Origin of the sequence: Sphingorhabdus sp. (assembly GCF_046292425.1) — a bacterium.
Taxonomy (GTDB): domain Bacteria; phylum Pseudomonadota; class Alphaproteobacteria; order Sphingomonadales; family Sphingomonadaceae; genus Sphingorhabdus_B.
The window spans coordinates 1-19,889 of the sequence record NZ_JBKBQV010000007.1 but is presented as its reverse complement, the minus strand read 5'-3'; the positions used below and the strand labels follow the sequence as shown (position 1 = coordinate 19,889).

Below are 19,889 nucleotides of genomic sequence, written 5' to 3'. Positions count from 1 at the left end.
GCTCCTTAAATTGCTTACTGGACATTCGCGTTTTCGAATGGCGACGAAATGAAGCCAACGCGCGCGAAACCAGCCATTTGCATGGTGTAAATTGCACCACCGATGCAACGATAGGGCGTGTTAATATCACCACGGATATGCGCTTCCGGCAACATTTCAGGCAAGATCTGACCAGCCGCAGCAGCTTCTTCGCCACCTAGCTTTTCGAATTCGGCCTTCAAATGCTTTGCCGCGCGATCCACCAACTCAGTTGAGTCTACGGGCGTGACGTTCCAGTATATGCGGCACTCGCCATTCGGGTTTGCACCTTCATAAGCGGGGTCACCTGGGTCACGACCTGCAACATCAGTCGTCGTCACCGACAAAAGCACGTTTTCACGTTTCGCCTTCGTTGGTTCAAACTTGACGATCGGAATATCCATTTTCACCGTTTGAATGGCGACCGGAATTGCGATGAGGAAAACGATGAGGAGCACCAGCATGACGTCGACGAGCGGCGTCGTGTTGATGTCAGACATTGGCGTATCATTGCCGCCGCCTCCTGAACTGATTGCCATTGGCCAATCCTCTCTAACTACATTGGGTCAAAAATCGAGCACCAGCGTCAGCTGGCGGATGGGCCGCGCCGAAACGCAGCCCTCACCCAATCTTACTTCTTTACCGCAGCGGCAGGTGCTGGTTTGCCAGGCGCTGCCATTGTGGTCACGGCTGGCTTCACGCGGCCACCCGAAGAGATGTAACCAAGCACATCGTTCGAGAAAGTTGCCAAGCTACGTGCGATCGTCTTGTTACGGGCCTGAAGCCAGTTGTACGCAAGCACGGCAGGAACGGCAACGAACAGACCAATTGCGGTCATGATCAGTGCTTCACCCACTGGGCCAGCGATCTTGCCGATGTCGGCCTGACCGGCAATACCAATTTTGATCAGCGCTGAATAAATACCGATAACGGTACCAAGCAGACCGACGAAAGGAGCCGTTGCACCAACCGTGGCAAGGAACGGAAGACCGGCTGCCAGCTTGTTGTTAATCGAATCTTCCGAACGGGCCATTGCGCCATGCAACCAGTCATGCGCTTCCACTGGGTCAGTCAAAAGGCCATGCTGCTTTTGTGCCTCAATACCGTCGTCAACGACCTGGCGATACGCGCTATCCTTGTCGAGCTTTGCAGCGCCTTCTTCAAGCGTGTTTGCACGCCAGAACTGTGCACGGACCTGCTTGTACTGGTTCATCACGCGACGTTGTTCGAACAATTTGGTGAACAAAATGTAGAATGAGAAAATCGACATGATGACCATGACGCTGAAAATCGCCCAGGAAATCGGACCACCTTCATTCAGTGCAGGGATAAGACCGAATTGTGCGGCCACATCTGGGTTTGCGGCACCAGCCGCAGTCAGAAACAAAATCGACATTTTAACTACCTCTCAAAAAATTTAACTCGCTAGCAATAAGACCCGGCGCGAAGGCTCCCCCTTTGCCGGGCCGGTATATTATTTCGGTATCTGCCACCGTACGCGGTTTGAGTAAGAACCTTCGATCTTCTCGCCGTTCCGGACAGCGGGATCAAAGCGCGCACGACGTTTGACGTTGGTGCAGGTTGCCGCATCCAGATCTTCATGACCGCTAGATTGCGTAATGGTGCAATCAATTACGCGGCCATCAGTACCGACAGTGACGCGAAATCCTGTCGTACCTTCACGCTCCTGCTGCAACGCACGTGACGGATAGTCGTTCGTGTTTGCCCAGTTGCCGGGGTTGCCCCTCGGCTTTGCCTCAGCAGTCGGACCTGCGGGTGGCGGTGGAGGTGGAGGTGGAGCTGCCGGCGCGGGCGGGGCAGCAGTCGGCACGATGCTGATCGACGGCGGCGGTGTCGCAACGGTCGTGATCTGTGGCGGCGGCGTCACCGTCTTCACAATAGGCGGAGGTGAAACGACCGGAGGCTCAATCTGCTTTTCTGGCTCAGGTGGCGGCGGCTCTTCTTCTTCTGGTGGTTCTTCTTCCTTCACATCAACTACGGTCATCTTTTCCTTGATGGACGTGACCGCGTCATACGCAAGACCCGTGACCAAGGCATAACCCAGGAAGACGTGAAGCAGGATAACAATGATGACAGAAACCAAACGGTTCGTGCTCATCCCATCTTGATCAGCATATGCCATGCGGAAACAACTCTCCTACCTTCAAAACAATACAGTACACGAACGTAACATGCTTGAACATGCCCGCGATGTACCCCCGCGATATCGAAATCTGTCTTTTTTTTGCTCGATTCATCGACGCATTAGCCAACCATAACAGGCCAAGCAATCCGGATTCTGCGATTCACGCGCAATTCATGGACAGGTCAGCATTATGCTACAATATGAGACAAGCCGAAATGGCGTCCAATTGCGGTTGAGGAAAGGGATTATGAATGCGCATCGTTCATGCAAAAATGAGTTTATGCTTGATTTTTCTAGGGCTTGGTACGGCAACGTCGGCACAGGCTCCGCTGGATCTGCCAGTCTCATTTGCAATTCAGGCGGATTCTGCAAGCTATTCAGATTTAGCGGACCTGATAGTAATATCGCCTCTCATTATCGACGTGACTGTTAGAAATGTAAAAAAGTTAACCGTCGAACAGTCAGTCGGCGTGCCCACATCGATGGAGCGGGTGTTGGTCGAAGCCGACGTTATGGCATTGATTCGCGGCGAAGGCGGGTTCGCCCCGCGCGTTCGTTTTTTGCTGGATGTGCCGAAAAACGCGAAAGGGAAAATTCCCAAGCTAAAAAAGCAGCGTGTGTTCCTCTTTGGGCGACAGGTTCAGGGTCGTTTGGGCGAAATTCAACTTTCCCGGCCGAATGCCGTGGCATTGTTCAGCGCTGCGAACGACACGCTAGTCCGCAACATTACTAGCGAGGCAGTACAATTGGGTGCGCCACGTCGAATTACCGGAATAACCAGCGCGTTTCACAGTGCTGGGACGGTTTTGGGCGAGGGCGAAACCCAAATATTCCTGAAGACGGACAACGATCAACCTCTGTCTCTCACCGTGCTGAGCCGGCCCGGCCAGCAAAAGCAGTGGGCTGTGTCGACAGCCGAAGTCATTGACGCGTCGGCGACGGCGCCCGAACGGTTTACATTGCTATGGTATCGCCTTGCCTGCGGTCTTCCGCGAAGCCTGCCATCCGAGCGGGTAGAAGCGGCCAGCAACCAAGACACTGCCCGCGCGCAGGCAGACTATAAGTTTGTGATTGACGCGCTTGGACCCTGCGGACGTAAGCGGTAGCGGGGAAATCGTCATGGGGCCGCAAATAACGGTGCGGCTTCCGCCAATACCAGCGTGAACCAGCCCTTCTGGTCACTATAATCTGCAATGGGTGTCCACGCACCGGCGCGCAGCAGCAGCCGCAATCCGCGCAGATCATATTTGTGGCTGTTTTCCGTATGGATGCTTTCGCCTGCTTTCATCGCAAACGCCTCACCAGAAACGCGGAATTCAACGTTGCGCAAACAACGCAGGTGCATTTCAATACGCGACTGCATGTCGTTCCATCGCACATCGTGCACAAAAGCTTCGACGGGAATATTCCCGTTGAGCTCGCCATTGATTCGATGCAGCAGGTTAAGATTGAACGCCGCCGTCACACCCGACATATCGTCATAAGCCGGGATCAAAACCTCGTCAGGCTTGATACGGTCAAAGCCTATCAGCAACTTCGCCCCTTCACCCAATATGTCGCGCATATGTCGTAGAAGATCGACGCTGCTGCGGGGCACGAAATTGCCAATGGTTGAGCCCGGAAAAAATCCAAGCCTTTGCGACGCCCCTAAAATCTCGGGTAATTCAACATCGCCGGTAAAGTCCGCTTCGACGGGAATGACTTTCAGGCCAGGAAAGCGCGATTGCAGAATATCAGCCGACGACCGCAGATAATCGCCGGAAATGTCGATGGGTACATATGCCGAGGGCGCAATGGCTTCCAACAACAAAGGCGTTTTCGTCGCGCTGCCCGCGCCAAATTCAATGACTGCAGCACCGGGTCCGATGCGCGCGGCGAGGTCAGCGCTGCACGATTGGAGCAAGGCCGTCTCCGTGCGCGTGGGATAATATTCGGGAAGACGCGTGATATCGTCGAACAATTCCGATCCGCGTTCATCATAGAACCAGCGCGCTGGAATGGCGCGCCGTGGACCCCTCAAACCGTTCAACACGTCGGCCTTGAACTGCGGGTCCGCCGCTGTTTCTAATTGTCTATCAGACATCTTTAGCCAATCTTAAACCAGTAAATTGCCAGCGTTGATGCGGATAAAAAAAGTTGCGATATGAGGCCCGCACATGGCCACGCGGCGTTGCACAGCTTCCGCCCCGCAACACAAACTGCCCGCTCATGAACTTGCCATTATATTCACCGACTGCCCCCTCGGCGGCGCGAAATCGCGGATAGGGCCGGTAGGCGCTGCCTGTCCACTGCCATACATTGCCGAACATCGCGTGCGCCGCCGTGGCATCGGGCCTGACCGCGCCGGGTGCGTCAAGCTGATTGCCTTCACGCGGATCGCGTCGTGCGGCCACGACTTCCCATTCCGCCTCGGTCGGCAAACGTGCCCCTGCCCAGCCTGCATAGGCATCGGCCTCATACAGGCTGATATGGGTGACGGGTGCGGCCAAGTCGATTTCGCGCCAACCATCCAGCCCGAACGAGCCCCATTGGCCATCTTTGTCCTTTCGCCAATACAGAGGCGCAATTGTGTTCTCGCGCTGCACCCAAGCCCAGCCATCGGACAACCAATGCCGAGGTTCACCATAACCGCCATCGGCCATGAATTGCATCCATTCGCCATTATTGACTGGACGGTCGGTAAGCGCGAAAGGTTGCAACAACGCTTCATGCCGCGGGCCTTCGCAGTCAAAGGCAAAGCCAGTTCCCGAATGGCCCATGGGGTGAATACCGTGCGGACCATCGACCCAATGCATATCGGTTGCAGCCAATGCCACTTCGGGAATGTCAGTATCCGCCCAATAAGCGGGTTGCATCGGGTTTTGCGCGAACAAGTGCAGGATATCGGTCAGCAGCAACTCCTGATGCTGTTGTTCATGCTGAATGCCAAGTTCGATCAGGTCGAGGGCAGCTTGCGGAAGCAGGTCCCACTGCGTAGCGATTACGCCCTCCACATGTGCACGATATTCCAATATCCGGGCCAAAGCGGGCCGTGTGATCAGCCCCCGCGCGTCGCGTGCGTGGCGCTGGCCTTCGGCCTCGTAATAGCTGTTGAACAAATAGCCGAAGCTGTCGTCAAACGGCCGATATCCCGGCACATGGTCGCGCAGGATGAAACTTTCCAAAAACCAAGTGACGTGCGCCAGATGCCATTTTGTGGGCGACGCGTCTGGCATCGATTGCACAGTGGCATCTGCATCCGATAATGGCGCGGCGAGGTCTGCCGTAAGCTGCCGGGCGGCAAAAAACCGGCCTTTCAGGTCGCCTGTCACCGCGATGCGCCCGGCACCCACAAAATATCACCGCCGCGCGACGCGTTGATCAACCGGCAAAGCGTAAAGAAATAGTCGGACAGACGATTGAGATATTTCAACGCCTGTGGGTTAATCGCCACATCAGCTGAAGCCATCACCAACGCGCGTTCCGCCCGCCGCGCCGTTACCCGCGCCATATGCATATGCGCCGCAGGCAAGCTTCCACCCGGCAGTATGAAGCTCGTCAGTGGCGGCAATTGCGCATTTGCCTCATCGATCGCGGCTTCCAACCATTCGACCTGCGCTGCAACAATCCGCAATTCCATCGGCGAGGGTTCAAACCTGTCGCCCGGCGTCGCGATATCCGCACCCAGGTCGAACAGGTCATTCTGGACGCGGCGCAAGCCAGTTACCAAAGGGGTTTCGCCCTCATCTGCCGCCAGCGACTGAATGGCAACGCCCAGCGCGCAGTTGGTTTCGTCCACTTCGCCAATCGCGTGTAACCGCGACGCTGTCTTTGATACGCGCGACCCGTCCACCAGCCCCGTTGTGCCATCGTCGCCAGTGCGCGTATAAATCTTGTTCAGCTTGACCATGCGCCGCGCTTATTGCGATCCGGCAACAAGAACCAGAATAGCGAGCAGCACAATCGTGATCGCTTGCCATTTTACGCGCGCGAACATCATTTTGTTCTGCACCGTCAGTGATTTGGGCAGACCGGCCTCATCTACGTCCGCTGGACGCAAATTGGCAAAAGCGTGCAAACCGCGCACCAAAGCAAAAGCAACGGCACCAGCGGCACCAATGATGAGGAGAACCAGCAAAATAGTCATCGGGAGAAGTCCTTGTCCGGGGCCAATACCCCGCAAAACCTATCTAGGCATCAGATAACGAAATTCCAAGCATTAGCGTTCCCTGACGCAAATTATCAATAAGTCCTGGCCCGCTTTCGCCCGCCAGACGTCTTGCGGATAAAGCAGGCGATGATTTGCTTTTGGAAAGCTTCTCGCCGCTGGCGTCGAGCAGTAAAGGGTGATGCCAATACACAGGCTCTGGCATATCAAGCAATTGCTGCAACAGCCGATGGATGGCGGTATATGCAAAAAGGTCTTTGCCGCGCACAATATGGGTGATCTGATCTGCTGCATCGTCACACGTCGCTGCCAGATGATATGAGGCAGGTGCATCCTTTCGCCAGATCACGACATCCCCGAACGCCATTGGATGGGCATATTGCTTTCCTGCCGTGAGATCCGTCCATGTCAGCGGCCCAGCCATAGCCAGCGCCTTTTCCATATCCAGCCGCCAGCAAAAGGCAGTATCGCCTTGATAGGGCCTGACGCGGCACGTTCCCGGATATTGCGGCCCGTCGGGGCCATGTGGCACTGACTTATGCCTTAGCGCTTCGGCTATATCGCTTCTGCTGCAGCCACAGCGGTATAAAAGGCCTGCACATATCAGACTGTCCCTTGCCGCCGCGTAGCGGGCAATATGTTGCGACTGAAACTGGACCGCGCCGTCATGTTCCAATCCAAGCCATTCCATATCCGCCATAATCGCCTCAATATACTCCGGCCTGCTACGGGTGCCGTCGATATCCTCAATGCGCAAGTGGAATTGGCCACCAAAGGCGCGGGCAAAATCATGGGCGCACAACGCCGAAAAAGCATGCCCCATATGCAACTGCCCGTTGGGACTCGGTGCAAATCTCGTGACTGGCCGAGTTCCATACGTCAACGGAACGGGTAAATATTTCCTGATAAAATCCAACGCCGTCAAAAAATTATCCCCAACAATACCACATCCAGTATCTTTACCTACTTGACGTCACAATATGTGCAAATAGGTTGCCGAATGTCAGAATGCTGTAACGCTGATATGCTTAAAGCATGTATGACAAAAGGGGAGTAGGGTTCGACTTATGTTGCATACCGGAACTTTCGAGGCAGCTGGCCGGGCGCGGCACCCGGAAAACTGCCCTGCGCTGGTGCTGAATGCGGATTACACGCCGCTGAGCTATTACCCTTTAAGCCTGTGGCCTTGGCAGACTGCCATAAAAGCCGTGTTTCTCGACAAGGTCGATATCGTCTCGAACTACGACCGGCATGTGCATAGCCCAAGCCTCGACATGAAAATTCCGTCGGTCATTGCGCTGCGCCAATATGTAAAACCCTCCGAATATCCGGCTTTCACGCGGTTCAATCTGTTCCTGCGCGACAAGTTTGAATGCCAATATTGTGGATCGGGAGACAATCTGACCTTCGATCACATCGTCCCGCGCCGGCTGGGCGGGATCACGAGCTGGGAAAATGTCACGACCGCTTGCTTGCACTGCAACCTGAAAAAAGGAGGTCGCACGCCCAAGCAAGCGCATATGCAATTAAACATGGCTGCAATCCGGCCCACGAGCTGGCAATTGCAGGACCGGGGCCGCGCGTTTCCGCCCAACCATCTACACGAAACATGGCACGATTGGCTGTATTGGGATATCGAGCTGGAGGGGTAAGACCCTACTGCGTTACGGTTAACGCAGGCACTGCGCGCGCGGCATCTTCAGGCGTGATACCCGGCGGCGGCGCTGCTGCAATGCGTTCTTCCCCGCGCATCACTCGCCCAGCCCGCCTGATTGCGTCACGCAAGCGCGGGTAAATTCCGCAGCGGCACAGGTTAGTGATCGCGGCATCAATTTCGGCGTCGGTCGGGTTGCTGTTTTTCTTCAAAAGCACCGAAGCCGCCATGATGACGCCTGATATGCAAAATCCGCATTGTGGGACATTGCTAGCAACAAACGCCTGTTGAAGCGGGTGGCTGCGGTCCCGGCTGAGGCCTTCGATCGTTGTGACGAAACGGCCCTCGGCCTCAGATATGGTGACCAGGCAGGAACGGATCGCCTCTCCGTCGATTTCGACGATACAGGCACCGCAATCGCCGCTGCCGCAGCCAAATTTGGTACCCGTAAGGTTCGATGCATCCCGCAATGCCCATAACAACGGCGTTTGTGCGTCCATCTTATACTGGACCGGCCGGTCGTTGACGGTAAATTTGGTCAAATCTCCCCTCCCGCTTGCGGAATGGGCCGGGGAAAGGCGTGTCGCATTTTCATCATATGTTGTTACCCTCCCCTACCCCCTCCCGCAAGCGGGGGGGATGACCGTTTTCAACACCATTCCCGGCGAACGGTTAATGTTTCAGGCCAGAATCAGTCCCGCCAGCTTTTATCGATCTGGTCAACCTTGCGCACCATGGCGTCGAATTCGACACGTCCCGAACCACCGGGAGGCGATGCCATATACAAGTCGCGCTGGTGCACGGCGATGACCTCTGGCGAAACGGTGATTGGCGTGCCCATTTGCATCGTTGCAATTTGCTGTTCGCAGGCACGTTGGAGGGCCCAATATTTGATGAAGGCATCGGGCAACGTCTTGCCCATGACGACAGGGCCATGGTTTTTCAGCATTAATATGCGCTTGTCACCCAAATTCTGAACCAGCCGCACGCCCTCTTCTTCGCGCACTGTCACACCTTCAAAATCATGATAGGCCAGTTGCCCCATGAAATTGCAGGCGTAAAAATTTACAGGCTGCAGTCCGCCCTCAAGGCTGCAAACTGCGACAGTTGCGGTGGTGTGCGTATGGATGATCGCATGTGCGTCCGGCAAAGTGCGGTGGAACAGGCTGTGCTGGACAAAGCCAGCCTTGTTAACATGCCACGGGTTGTCGACGTCGATCTTGTTGCCATCGATATCAATTTTGATCAGGCTCGACGCAGTAACCTCACCGAAATGCATGCCATACGGATTAATGAGAAATGCGCCCTCTTCATCCGGCACCTTAACGGTGATGTGATTGAACACCAACTCGTCCCAACCGAACATTGAAAATATCCGATAGCAGGCTGCAAGCTCCTGCCGTGCGGTCCATTCGGCTTCACTATATTTGCTGTTCGACATCAACTGTGTGGCCATGCACGCTCTCCTTTGGCACCATTATGCATCCATCGGAAGATATTGACAACTGCCGTCCTGCTATCGCGCCGGGTATCGGCCGACGCCGAAATTCCACAAACTTGACCGGGTTGTTCGGACCTCGGGGCAGCAGCAAGTCCGGCGGGCATTGAATTGAGGCAGAGTTGACGTGATTAATGCAGAATAGGTGCATATTGGCCAAAAATGGCGCAATTGCGACTTGAACTTTCGGACTTTAGGCTATAGGGGGCTCAACAACACGCCGCCTGTGAACGCGGCGATTTTCGTTTTTAGCCTTTCAAAGTGGCAGTTTTAAGCCATTTTGCCGATTCGATGCGGAGTTGAGTTTTTTATGCAAATCATGGTTCGCGACAATAACGTTGATCAGGCCCTACGCGCGCTGAAGAAAAAGCTGCAGCGTGAAGGCGTTTATCGCGAAATGAAGCTGCGTCGTCATTTTGAAAAGCCATCGGAAAAACGTGCCCGTGAAAAGGCTGCCGCTGTCCGTCGCGCTCGCAAGATGGAGCGCAAGCAGCAGGAACGTGACGGCGCGAAATAGTCGTTTGCGATCTGCAACAAGGAAGGCGCCTGTTACCGGCGCTTTTTTTGTGTCTAGAATCCGCGCTGCTTTCTGCTAGTCAGCGCCCAACAAAGCCAACAGGAAATTCATAATGTCCGTCACTGCCGTTCCAATCCTGCCGCTTAAAAAAGGCTCGCTCACCAAATATTGGGCCGCGATTGCGTTGGTTCTCGCAACTGCGGGGGGCCTCGCTTATTGGGGCACCAGCGATGTACGGCAGGAGTTCGGCGATGTCGTGACGACGCCGTCCGGTTTGCGCTACAAGATTATTCAAACTGGCGAAGGGCCGACGCCCACTGACAATGATGTCGTGCTTGTCAGCTATAAAGGCATGTTGAAAGACGGCACCGTTTTTGACCAGAATCCGCAAGCTGGCTTTCCAGTGACCGGCGTTGTTCCCGGCTTTTCAGAAGGCCTGAAGATTATGCAGCGTGGCGGCAAATATCGCCTGTGGATCCCGGCTGAGCTTGGCTATGGCCCGGACGATCAGCGCAACCCGCAAACCGGCGAAGTTGCCATTCCTGGCGGTAGCGAACTGACATTTGATGTCGAACTGCTTGAGTTTAAATCGCGCGCTGAAATCGAAGCTATGCAAAAACAGATGCAGGAAATGCAGCAACAACAAGGTGCTGCCGCAGGCGGCGGCCAGGCTGGTGGCGCACCACAGGGCCTACCCCCTGAAATCCAGGCGCAAATCGACGCCCAAATGCGCGGTCAGTAAAGACGTGGGGCTTAAGCCCCCTGCAACAATCCCTCGTCCTTGATCCGCTTTTGCCAATAAGCTGGCGCGAGCTGGTGGACATTGTTCCCGTCACTGTCGACTGCGACCGTGACGGGGAAATCCTGCACTTCAAATTCGTAGATGGCTTCCATGCCTAAATCTGCAAAGCCGACAATCTTGCTTCCCTTGATGGCGCGGGCCACTAGATAGGCGGCGCCGCCTACGGCCATCAGATAGGCGCTCTTGTGCTTGGCGATGGCTTGCGTTGCTGCCGGGCCGCGTTCCGCCTTACCAACGCAGGCAAGCAGGCCTTGCTCAAGCATCATGTCCATGAACTTGTCCATCCGCGTGGCGGTTGTGGGGCCCGCTGGCCCTACAATTTCTTCTCCTACCGGATCAACGGGTCCGACGTAATAAATCATTCTGCCTTTGAAACTGACGGGCAGTTCTTCGCCGCTGGCCAGCATGTCGGCAATACGTTTATGCGCAGCGTCGCGTCCGGTTAGCATCTTGCCATTTAAAAGCAGTCGGTCGCCTTGCTTCCAACTGGCAACGACGTCCGGCGTCAGGGTATCAAGGTCCACACGAATGGCCGCAGCGTCCGGTTTCCAATCGACCTTTGGCCATTCATCAAGCTTGGGCGGTTCAAGATAGGCAGGGCCAGAGCCATCAAGCGTGAAATGCGCGTGGCGCGTGGCGGCGCAATTGGGGATCATTGCCACGGGCTTTCCTGCGGCGTGGCATGGCGCATCCATGATCTTCACGTCCAATATTGTCGACAGCCCGCCAAGCCCTTGCGCACCGATACCAAGGGCGTTGACCTTGTCAAAAATCTCGATCCGCATCGCTTCGATATCATTTTGCGGCCCCCGCGCCTTTAGCGGCCCCATATTAATTGGTTCCATAAGAGCCTTTTTGGCCAGCAGCACGCAATGTTCGGCTGTGCCGCCAATGCCGATGCCCAACATCCCCGGTGGGCACCAGCCAGCGCCCATTTGCGGCAGCATCTCCACCACCCAATCGACGATATTGTCCGAAGGGTTCATCATCTTGAATTTGGACTTGTTCTCGCTGCCGCCGCCTTTTGCGGCCACGTCGACGGATATTTTTGATCCGGGCACCATATCTACATGCAAAACGCATGGCGTATTGTCCTTGGTATTCCGGCGCGTAAATGCCGGGTCAGCGAGGACCGAAGCGCGCAGCTTGTTATCCGGGTGCAGATACGCCCGGCGGACGCCCTCGTCGATTACCTCTTGCAGCGACGACGACGTGTCTTCCAAGCGGCAGTCCATGCCCCATTTCACGAATATGTTGACGATGCCTGTATCCTGACAAATCGGCCGATGCCCCTCTGCGCACATCCGGCTGTTCGTCAATATCTGGGCGATAGCATCTTTGGCCGCCGGCGACTGTTCAGCCTCATAAGCATCCCCCAACGCGCGGATGTAATCCATCGGGTGGAAATAGCTGATATATTGTAGCGCGTCAGCGACGCTATCGATCAGATCGGCATTGCGGATAATAACGGTCATGGCGGCCCCGTAGCTGTTGTTGCCCCAGCCCATAACGTGAAGGGACACGGATTCAAGCGGGATTGTGGATTGGTGACCCCGTGCTGGATAAAGACTTTGTTCATCTGGGGTTCAAGTAATTCACGCCGGGGTATTCCAACAGACGTACAACGGTCCAATCCATACGTCCTAAATATCAATCATATATGCGATGGATGGAATATGCCCGAACGCTCAACCGATATTCGTTACGAAATAGCTATTTTATGGCGAAACAATTAGTCCATATAATCGATTATTGACTTTGTGGACTTCCCACCACTGCGAATTTTCCAATCCTATTAGGATTTGCAAACTTAACACTTTAATCAATTTGGAGAATATTATGTTACGTTTATTGACCGCGACCAGTCTACTGGCGCTAACTGCCCTGCCAGCCATGGCACAGACTGAAACCCAGCCGACAACACCGTCATCAGACAAGGCTCAGCACGGCAACGCCCATTCGGCTACGCCTGCGACACCTGCTACCCCTGCCACCCGTGCAACGCCACGAAGCGGCGATGAGGCTACCGTACCAGCAACGCGGGCTACGCCAGCAACGCCCGCGACGCCAGCAATGGACCAGCCCTCGGTTTCTGAGCCAACGGTGCCCACTGGCACAACTGAGCCACGTGAAGTCACTGTGCAAAAGCTGGTCGACGCCGAATTTCCAACTTACGACGCCAATAATAATGGCAATTTGGAACCAGCCGAGTTCAGCAACTGGGTGTTAGCGCTTTATGATGCCTCCGGTGACGCAAATGCGCCCAAGGATGCCGCTGCCAAGGCAAAATGGGCCAAATCTGCATTTGCGACCGCTGACACTGACAAAAATAAAATAGTGTCCAAGGCTGAAATGAACATCTTTTTGATTGGCTAAAATTTCTCCCCTGACCGGTTTCGCCGGTCGACTCCATCGGGCCCGGAGGCAAATCCGGGCCCGTTTTTTGTGCCGCACCTAGGGCAAATATATAATCTCCATTTCGGGTCGAGAAATATTGCTCCCCCTTCATTTTCCATCTTGCGCGACAGAAATTGCTTAGCAAGTCCGCGCGTCGCTGCACTGCAGCACAGTTGGCACTGCGACGAACTGAATCAAATGAGCGACGAATTGAGGGCTTAATTTTCAATTTACCCTCTTGCGTCTGGAAATGAATAAGGCACAATAGGTAGCGGTTGGCCATAGGGGGCATTACCACAAATTGTGCTTTGGTCTGCAGACGGTGATTCTGCCGGTGGGTGCTTTTTTCCCGTCGATAAGCTGGGGACAAGTAAAAATACTCCCCCTGACAAGGCCAGAAAATGCTAACAGGGAATTCGCGCCCTGAGTCGAACAATATGGGAACATCGCTTCCCGCAATATACAGCAGGTCGCTGGATGCCGGATCAGCCGACAACCAGTTTCGGGTCGCCGCAAGGAATGGAGCTACAGGTTAAGATGGATTTCAGGGATACTGGCCAGGGGGCCGACGACATGACCGCAATGATGACAGATGTGCTTGAGAAAGTAGCCGAGGCTGCGAAAGCTGACGTCGCTGAAACCAAGAAGCCAGCGTCCAGCAAGAGCGTCGATGCGCGCCGCTTCAATGTTGTTACCGATTCGTCACGCGACGTCTTGCTGACCGAATTCGGCAAGGATACGTTGCAGGACCGTTATCTGCTACCGGGTGAAAGCTACCAAGACCTGTTTGCACGCGTTGCGTCGGCATATGCTGACGACGAGCCCCACGCGCAGCGTCTGTATGACTATATCTCGCGTCTGTGGTTCATGCCGGCAACGCCCGTATTGTCCAACGGCGGCACTGGTCGCGGCCTGCCGATCAGCTGCTATCTGAACTCGGTCGATGACAGCCTTGAAGGCATCGTCAACACCTGGAACGAGAATGTCTGGCTTGCCTCGCGCGGCGGCGGCATCGGCACTTATTGGGGCAATGTCCGTGGTATCGGTGAGCCTGTCGGCCTGAACGGCAAGACCAGCGGCATCATTCCGTTCGTCCGCGTGATGGACAGCCTGACACTTGCCATTTCGCAAGGCTCGCTGCGTCGTGGTTCGGCGGCATGCTATCTTGACGTCAGCCACCCCGAGATTGAGGAATTCCTCGAAATCCGCAAGCCATCGGGCGATTTCAACCGTAAGGCGTTGAACCTGCACCATGGTGTGTTGCTGTCCGATGCCTTCATGGAAGCTGTCCGCGCTGGCGAGGAATTCCACCTGCGCAGCCCCAAGACTGGCGAAATCCGCAGCACGATCGATGCGCGGTCCTTGTTCCAGAAGCTGGTCGAAACCCGCCTTGCAACGGGCGAGCCATATATCATCTTCAGCGACACCGTGAACAACGCGATGCCAAAGCATCACCGCGATCTGGGCCTCAAGGTTTCGACCTCGAACCTCTGCTCGGAAATCACTTTGCCGACCGGCCGCGACCATCTGGGCAATGACCGGACAGCCGTGTGCTGCCTGTCATCGCTCAACCTTGAGAAATGGGATGAGTGGAACGGCGACAAGGTCTTCATCGAAGACGTGATGCGCATGCTCGACAATGTGCTTCAGGATTTCATCGACCGTGCGCCCGACGAAATGTCACGTGCGAAATATTCCGCCAGCCGCGAACGCTCGATTGGCCTTGGCGTCATGGGCTATCACAGCTTCCTTCAGTCCCGCGGAGTGGGCTTTGAAAGCGCGCTTGCCAAATCGTGGAACATGAAGTTCTTCAAGCATATCCGCGCGCAAGTCGACGAAGCATCGATGATGCTTGCCAACGAACGCGGCGCATGCCCCGACGCCGAAGAAATGGGCGTTATGGAGCGTTTCTCCTGCAAGATGGCGATTGCACCGACCGCGTCGATTTCGATCATCTGCGGCGGCACCAGCGCGTGCATTGAGCCGATCCCGGCCAATATCTACACGCACAAGACCCTGTCGGGCAGCTTCATCGTCAAGAACCCTTATCTGGAAAAACTGCTTCAGGAAAAGTCGAAGGATTCGACCAATGTCTGGAACAGTATTCTTGAAAAGGGCGGCTCGGTCCAGCATCTCGACTTCCTCACGCCAGAGGAAAAGGACACGTTCAAGACCAGCTTTGAAATCGACCAGCGTTGGTTGATTGAGCTGGCCGCCGACCGCACGCCTTATATCGACCAGGCAACGTCGCTGAACCTGTTCATTCCGGCCGATGTGGAAAAATGGGACCTTCTCATGCTCCACTTCCGCGCGTGGGAGCTGGGCGTGAAGTCGCTATATTATCTGCGTTCGAAATCGATCCAGCGCGCGGGCTTTGCTGGCGGCGTTGAGGCGGACAACACCGCCGAGGCCCCAGTGATCGAGCTTGCCGCACAAACCGATTATGAAGAGTGCCTCGCCTGCCAATAAGGCACGCCGACACCATTTCGAAGTTGTAAAATTTAGGTCCAAGGAAACAGACATGTCATTGTTAGAAGCACGCAACAGCTACAAGCCCTTCGAATATCCATGGGCCTATGACTTCTGGAAACGCCAGCAGCAGATTCACTGGTTGCCCGAAGAAGTGCCGCTGGGCGAAGATTGCCGCGATTGGGCGCAGAAGCTCTCCGACCATGAACGCAACCTGCTGACGCAAATCTTCCGCTTCTTCACGCAAGCCGATATCGAGGTGCAGAATTGCTACCACGAAAATTACGGCCGCGTGTTCAAACCGACCGAAGTCAAGATGATGCTCACCGCGTTCTCCAACATGGAAACCGTGCATATCGCGGCGTACAGCCATTTGCTCGACACCATCGGCATGCCCGAATCCGAATATTCGGCGTTCCTTGAATATGAAGAAATGGCGGCGAAGGTCGATTATATCCACCAGTTCGGCGTCAACACCGACGAGGATATCGCCCGCACGCTCGCCATGTTCGGCGGCTTTACCGAAGGGCTCCAGCTGTTCGCCTCGTTCGCGATGCTGATGAACTTCCCGCGCTTCAACAAGATGAAGGGCATGGGGCAGATCGTATCATGGTCGGTCCGCGACGAGTCCTTACATTGCGAAGGCATCACCAAGCTGTTCCACGCATTCTGCGCAGAGCGCGGATGCCTGACCAAGGCGGTCAAGGAAGACATCATCGATTGCTGCCAGAAGGTCGTCCGTCTGGAAGACAGCTTCATCGACCTCGCGTTCGAAATGGGCCCGGTCCCCGGCATGACCGCCAAGGAAATCAAGCGCTACATCCGCTACATCGCCGACTGGCGCCTGGGTCAGCTTGGATTCCAGCCAATCTACATGGTCGAAGACCACCCGCTGCCATGGCTCGCACCATTGCTGAACGGTGTCGAGCACGCCAACTTCTTCGAAACCCGCGCCACTGAATACAGCAAGGCGTCCACACGTGGCGATTGGGGCCAGGTATGGGATTCGTTCGACCGTCGTAAGAAGAAAGACGTCGCCGAGATCATCGTCGCCGAAAATGACGGCATGGACATGTTCGAACAGGCTGGGGTCGCTGCGGAGTGAGTAAAGCTAAGCAAGCCGTTATTGATAAGGAAAATAAAGCAGAACATCACCTGTACGTCAAATTTAGCCGAGAAAAACAAGGCGAAAAGTTCACCTCATTTCGAGTAGCTTCTACTCTCGATAGTTTGAAGCAAAACCCTGCAGAAACAGAAACCAAAGATGAGAGTGATGATGAAACCAACGATCAGGATAAAATTGTATCCGGATTTGGAGAGTTATGCAGTAAATTTATTGATAGGTTTGAAGCCGATCTATCGAGGTATCATCACTTAATATCGATCATTACGTTGATTGGCGGCAGCATGGCTGCCGGAGGACTGGAAGGTCAGGTTCTGCCAGAGGCGAAAAAGCATGGCGTGCAAATTGAAGGTGATGAGCTGTCAGAAATATATGGACTAAGCGACAATGGCTTTGAAAGTGTTATAAAACAAGTTCACCGATTGAATGAAATAAACGCCGGCTTAGCGGCATTACCTTCAAGTTTGTTGCTCAGCTTGGTTGCAACGTTTGACTCTCTGACCGGTGATTTCATAAATGAAATATTGCGTAGTGAGCCTACCAAAGTAAAATTTAGTGATAAAACGATAACATATCGTGAACTGTTTCAGTCAAATGACGTTTCAAAAATACTAAACGATGCTATTGAAAACGAAGTTAACCAGTTGCTGAGAGGTTCGCACCAAGATCAGCTTGAATACATAGAAAAATTAATCGAAACGCAAATTGTAGGCAAATATGACAGGCTGCCTAATTATCTTGAGATATTCGAACGACGAAATCAATTTGCCCATGCAGCAGGTATAGTGACTGATAGATACATCGAGAAATGTAAATCGTTCAAAAGCCCCGTTGACGGGCTTAATGTAGGGGAAAATTTTAATCTTGGTCCGAAATATTTACATAGGGCAGTGGATTATCTTAGTGAATTTGGAATTATGTTTGCATTTATGGCGTGGCGCAAACTAGACAAAAAATCACCGCAGCCATTTACTAAATTGAACCAAGTCTGTTTCGACTTAATCAGTAAACGTCGATATCGATTAGCCATTCATCTCCTTGATTTTGCCCTCCATAAGCAGAGTTGCAATGCAGACGACATTACAAAACGAATGATGCAGGTCAATTTAGCAAACTCCCACGCGCGTTCAGGTAAAGCTGATATGGCTCAAAAAACACTTGATGAATTAGACTGGTCTGCTTGTTCTGACGATTTCAAAATCTGTGTCGCGGCCGTAAAAGGAGATGTCGATCAGGTGTGTAAGATTTTACCCAGGGCGGCTGCATCAAATGCAATTAGCAAATCAGCGCTCAGAACTTGGCCTGTGTTCGATAACGTCAATGATACGAAAGAATTCGCCGCTGCCTTCGAAGAAACCTTTTTGGAACCATATCAGGTAGAATTGGTATCTGGAAATACACTCGAGCCGGTCGAAATTGCCAACGACGATCGGCCAGATTAATACTGATAACTCGATTCATTACTTCAGTTAAGACTCAGGTCGGTAAAAACGAGATAATTAAGAACTTTCGGAGAGAGCTAACCACAGCCTCAACCTCCCCTTAACCATCGCATGCCATTTTACATTTATGGCCCGCGACTCCTTCCTCAAAACCGCTGCCCCATTGGTCGTCCTGACCTTTCTGGCCGTGTATAATTTTCCGATGTCGAAAGAAGAGCGGGCGGCGGCTGGCCTTCCGGACCCGCCTGTGTTTTACAGATATTGCTCCGATGTCCGCGCCGCTGGCAAGGCGCCGTTGCATCATGGAGAGCCCGGCTATATGGCACATCTGGACCGCGATAATGACGGCATCGCTTGCGAGTCTTATTGATCAGGATATTAAGCGGTCTCGCCCATGAACTTCGCCTCCCTCCTCACCCTCCCCAACCTCGTCGCGGCGTTTGCGCTGATCAACCTTGCGACATTCATGCTGTTCGGTTTTGACAAACTCCGTGCCGAGGCGGGTTCTTGGCGGATATCGGAGGGAACTTTGCTCGCCTGGGCATTTTTCGGCGGGTCGGTCGGGGCTTATGCTGGCCGCGCGGTATTTCGGCACAAGACGCGCAAGCAACCCTTTTGCAGCCACCTGCACCAGACGGCGATACTGCACGGCGTGGCCGCCGCGCTTGCGGGCGGGTGGATGCTTGCTGGCTAGGCCTGCCGACCCCGCCGCACAAATAACGGCATCAGCGCGAACAGGGTCTGGCCGGCCAAGCCGATAATCCCCGGCATCGCGAAGAGGGAACCGAGCCACGCCGCAGGTGGTTGCCCGAACAATAGGCTGGCCAGCGTCACCTCCGCCAGCATCAGCATTAAAAACGCAATAACGCCCATGATTGCCTTTTCCCGCACCGACGCCAGCCTGTACCGCCCGACCAGCCACCCCGCCGCAAACCAGCTTGCGATCAGCATCACCGGCTGTTCGGCCAGCACCGCATTCGTCTCGCCGACCATCGGCACCAGCCACAGCACCCGCAATGTTCCAAGCACGAAGCCCAACGCAAACACCGTGGCGAAATAGGCCGCGCCGGCCTTGTATGCGGTATGAAGCTGCCTCCCCATGACGCCGATATAACATGTCGGCGTCGGCATCGCCACTGGCGGTCTGCCTGATATTGCAACCTTTTCATTGCAATGTAGGATTTGCTTTGAGATGATCGCGGTCGCTCCGCAAATGCGGACGATTTTTGTCAGGTCCGCTCATGCGGGCCATGCTCTTTGAAAATGTCCCCTTCGGGGGACAACAAACGTTGCGGACATAATCGCGCCAAACGCACTGGAACGGGTGCAGCGCGCGGACCGTTTAGGTGAGACCCTAGTGTGACTTTTCAATTCGGGCGCGCTGATCGTATCGGCTAAATGGCCGGTGTCTGCCTATTCCACCGCCATCAACTGGCTTGGAAACGGGACGGCCAGCTCGGCGGCTTCGGCCCAATCGGCGGTTAGCCATGCCTGATAATCCGCCTCGTGCAAGATCACGGGCATGGCCTTTGGATGTAAAGGCGCGACCAACGGGTTTGGCGCGCAGGTGAGGAAGGCAAAGACCTTGGACGGCGGGGGCGCAGCGTTCGCGCTTTCGCTCTGGTCCGCATCCTCCAGATTGTGCAGCAAATCACCCGTGCTTGCCTGTTTTGCCG

At 54.5% G+C, this 19,889-nt stretch carries 23 protein-coding genes; 10 read left to right on the top strand and 13 right to left on the bottom strand.

Features of this window, described 5'->3' with window-relative positions:
• Positions 1-14 precede the first annotated feature (14 nt).
• From ACK4S7_RS02765 to ACK4S7_RS02755, 3 genes are all read right to left on the bottom strand, one after another.
• On the bottom strand, positions 15-557 hold the full coding sequence (locus ACK4S7_RS02765) for an ExbD/TolR family protein (RefSeq protein ID WP_409644305.1): 543 nt from the start codon (positions 555-557) through the stop codon (positions 15-17).
• Positions 558-649: 92 nt separating this feature from the next.
• Entirely contained in the window at positions 650-1,414 is a 765-nt protein-coding gene (locus ACK4S7_RS02760; RefSeq protein ID WP_409644303.1) for a MotA/TolQ/ExbB proton channel family protein, read from the bottom strand.
• 78 nt (positions 1,415-1,492) lie between these two features.
• Complete coding sequence (locus ACK4S7_RS02755) at positions 1,493-2,161, bottom strand: energy transducer TonB (protein WP_409644302.1); 669 nt, start codon at positions 2,159-2,161, stop codon at positions 1,493-1,495.
• Between the two features lie 254 nt (positions 2,162-2,415).
• Here ACK4S7_RS02755 and ACK4S7_RS02750 point away from each other — a divergent pair, with 254 nt between their 5' ends.
• Positions 2,416-3,270, top strand: coding sequence for a hypothetical protein (locus ACK4S7_RS02750; RefSeq protein WP_409644300.1), 855 nt, complete (start codon positions 2,416-2,418; stop codon positions 3,268-3,270).
• A gap of 11 nt (positions 3,271-3,281) precedes the next feature.
• Here ACK4S7_RS02750 and egtD read toward each other — a convergent pair whose 3' ends face one another.
• Genes egtD through gluQRS form a run of 5 tightly spaced genes read right to left on the bottom strand, consistent with a single transcriptional unit; the run spans position 3,282 to position 7,194 of the window.
• Complete coding sequence (gene egtD / locus ACK4S7_RS02745; RefSeq protein ID WP_409644298.1) at positions 3,282-4,247, bottom strand: L-histidine N(alpha)-methyltransferase; 966 nt, start codon at positions 4,245-4,247, stop codon at positions 3,282-3,284.
• Complete coding sequence (gene egtB / locus ACK4S7_RS02740) at positions 4,240-5,496, bottom strand: ergothioneine biosynthesis protein EgtB (protein ID WP_409644296.1); 1,257 nt, start codon at positions 5,494-5,496, stop codon at positions 4,240-4,242. Before egtB ends, egtD begins: the two co-directional genes overlap by 8 nt.
• Entirely contained in the window at positions 5,472-6,053 is a 582-nt protein-coding gene (locus tag ACK4S7_RS02735) for a cob(I)yrinic acid a,c-diamide adenosyltransferase (protein ID WP_409644294.1), read from the bottom strand. Before ACK4S7_RS02735 ends, egtB begins: the two co-directional genes overlap by 25 nt.
• Positions 6,054-6,062: 9 nt before the next feature.
• On the bottom strand, positions 6,063-6,290 hold the full coding sequence (locus tag ACK4S7_RS02730; protein ID WP_409644292.1) for a hypothetical protein: 228 nt from the start codon (positions 6,288-6,290) through the stop codon (positions 6,063-6,065).
• A 43-nt stretch (positions 6,291-6,333) separates the two neighbouring features.
• Positions 6,334-7,194, bottom strand: coding sequence for a tRNA glutamyl-Q(34) synthetase GluQRS (gluQRS, locus tag ACK4S7_RS02725; protein ID WP_409644290.1), 861 nt, complete (start codon positions 7,192-7,194; stop codon positions 6,334-6,336).
• Positions 7,195-7,378: 184 nt separating this feature from the next.
• On the opposite strand from gluQRS, the gene ACK4S7_RS02720 reads away from it, so the two are divergent.
• Positions 7,379-7,963, top strand: a complete 585-nt coding sequence (locus tag ACK4S7_RS02720; RefSeq protein ID WP_295497883.1) for an HNH endonuclease — start codon at positions 7,379-7,381, stop codon at positions 7,961-7,963.
• Between the two features lie 4 nt (positions 7,964-7,967).
• Here ACK4S7_RS02720 and ACK4S7_RS02715 read toward each other — a convergent pair whose 3' ends face one another.
• A complete protein-coding gene (locus ACK4S7_RS02715) occupies positions 7,968-8,507 on the bottom strand; it encodes a (2Fe-2S)-binding protein (protein WP_409644288.1) in 540 nt (179 codons plus the stop codon).
• Positions 8,508-8,656: 149 nt separating this feature from the next.
• Positions 8,657-9,421, bottom strand: a complete 765-nt coding sequence (locus ACK4S7_RS02710; RefSeq protein ID WP_409644286.1) for a class II aldolase/adducin family protein — start codon at positions 9,419-9,421, stop codon at positions 8,657-8,659.
• Between the two features lie 352 nt (positions 9,422-9,773).
• Between ACK4S7_RS02710 and rpsU the strand changes: the two genes are divergently transcribed.
• The gene (gene rpsU, locus ACK4S7_RS02705) at positions 9,774-9,980 is read left to right on the top strand and encodes a 30S ribosomal protein S21 (RefSeq protein ID WP_125231027.1); all 207 of its coding nucleotides are present in this window, start codon (positions 9,774-9,776) and stop codon (positions 9,978-9,980) included.
• Between the two features lie 112 nt (positions 9,981-10,092).
• A complete protein-coding gene (locus tag ACK4S7_RS02700) occupies positions 10,093-10,722 on the top strand; it encodes an FKBP-type peptidyl-prolyl cis-trans isomerase (RefSeq protein WP_409644284.1) in 630 nt (209 codons plus the stop codon).
• A gap of 11 nt (positions 10,723-10,733) precedes the next feature.
• Here the strand turns inward: ACK4S7_RS02700 and ACK4S7_RS02695 are convergent, their stop codons facing one another.
• Positions 10,734-12,257 carry a fumarate hydratase gene (locus ACK4S7_RS02695; RefSeq protein WP_409644282.1) on the bottom strand — a complete coding sequence of 508 codons (1,524 nt, stop codon included), beginning with the start codon at positions 12,255-12,257 and terminating at the stop codon, positions 10,734-10,736.
• A 364-nt stretch (positions 12,258-12,621) separates the two neighbouring features.
• Here ACK4S7_RS02695 and ACK4S7_RS02690 point away from each other — a divergent pair, with 364 nt between their 5' ends.
• The 6 genes from ACK4S7_RS02690 (at position 12,622) to ACK4S7_RS02665 (ending at position 18,907) form a co-directional block, all read left to right on the top strand.
• Positions 12,622-13,158, top strand: coding sequence for an EF-hand domain-containing protein (locus ACK4S7_RS02690; RefSeq protein WP_409644280.1), 537 nt, complete (start codon positions 12,622-12,624; stop codon positions 13,156-13,158).
• A gap of 594 nt (positions 13,159-13,752) precedes the next feature.
• The gene (locus tag ACK4S7_RS02685) at positions 13,753-15,648 is read left to right on the top strand and encodes a ribonucleoside-diphosphate reductase subunit alpha (RefSeq protein WP_409644278.1); all 1,896 of its coding nucleotides are present in this window, start codon (positions 13,753-13,755) and stop codon (positions 15,646-15,648) included.
• A gap of 52 nt (positions 15,649-15,700) precedes the next feature.
• The gene (locus tag ACK4S7_RS02680) at positions 15,701-16,753 is read left to right on the top strand and encodes a ribonucleotide-diphosphate reductase subunit beta (RefSeq protein WP_409644276.1); all 1,053 of its coding nucleotides are present in this window, start codon (positions 15,701-15,703) and stop codon (positions 16,751-16,753) included.
• Entirely contained in the window at positions 16,750-18,213 is a 1,464-nt protein-coding gene (locus ACK4S7_RS02675) for a hypothetical protein (RefSeq protein ID WP_409644274.1), read from the top strand. Before ACK4S7_RS02680 ends, ACK4S7_RS02675 begins: the two co-directional genes overlap by 4 nt.
• A 127-nt stretch (positions 18,214-18,340) precedes the next feature.
• Positions 18,341-18,583 carry an excalibur calcium-binding domain-containing protein gene (locus tag ACK4S7_RS02670; protein WP_409644272.1) on the top strand — a complete coding sequence of 81 codons (243 nt, stop codon included), beginning with the start codon at positions 18,341-18,343 and terminating at the stop codon, positions 18,581-18,583.
• 24 nt (positions 18,584-18,607) lie between these two features.
• On the top strand, positions 18,608-18,907 hold the full coding sequence (locus ACK4S7_RS02665) for a DUF1294 domain-containing protein (RefSeq protein WP_409644270.1): 300 nt from the start codon (positions 18,608-18,610) through the stop codon (positions 18,905-18,907).
• Here ACK4S7_RS02665 and ACK4S7_RS02660 read toward each other — a convergent pair.
• Together ACK4S7_RS02660 and ACK4S7_RS02655 are read right to left on the bottom strand one after the other, a co-directional pair.
• Complete coding sequence (locus ACK4S7_RS02660; RefSeq protein WP_409644268.1) at positions 18,904-19,344, bottom strand: hypothetical protein; 441 nt, start codon at positions 19,342-19,344, stop codon at positions 18,904-18,906. The two genes, ACK4S7_RS02665 and ACK4S7_RS02660, sit on opposite strands and share 4 nt — an antisense overlap.
• Before the next feature lie 282 nt (positions 19,345-19,626).
• Positions 19,627-19,889 (bottom strand): SOS response-associated peptidase family protein (locus ACK4S7_RS02655; protein ID WP_409644266.1); only part of this gene is annotated, 263 nt, incomplete at its 5' end.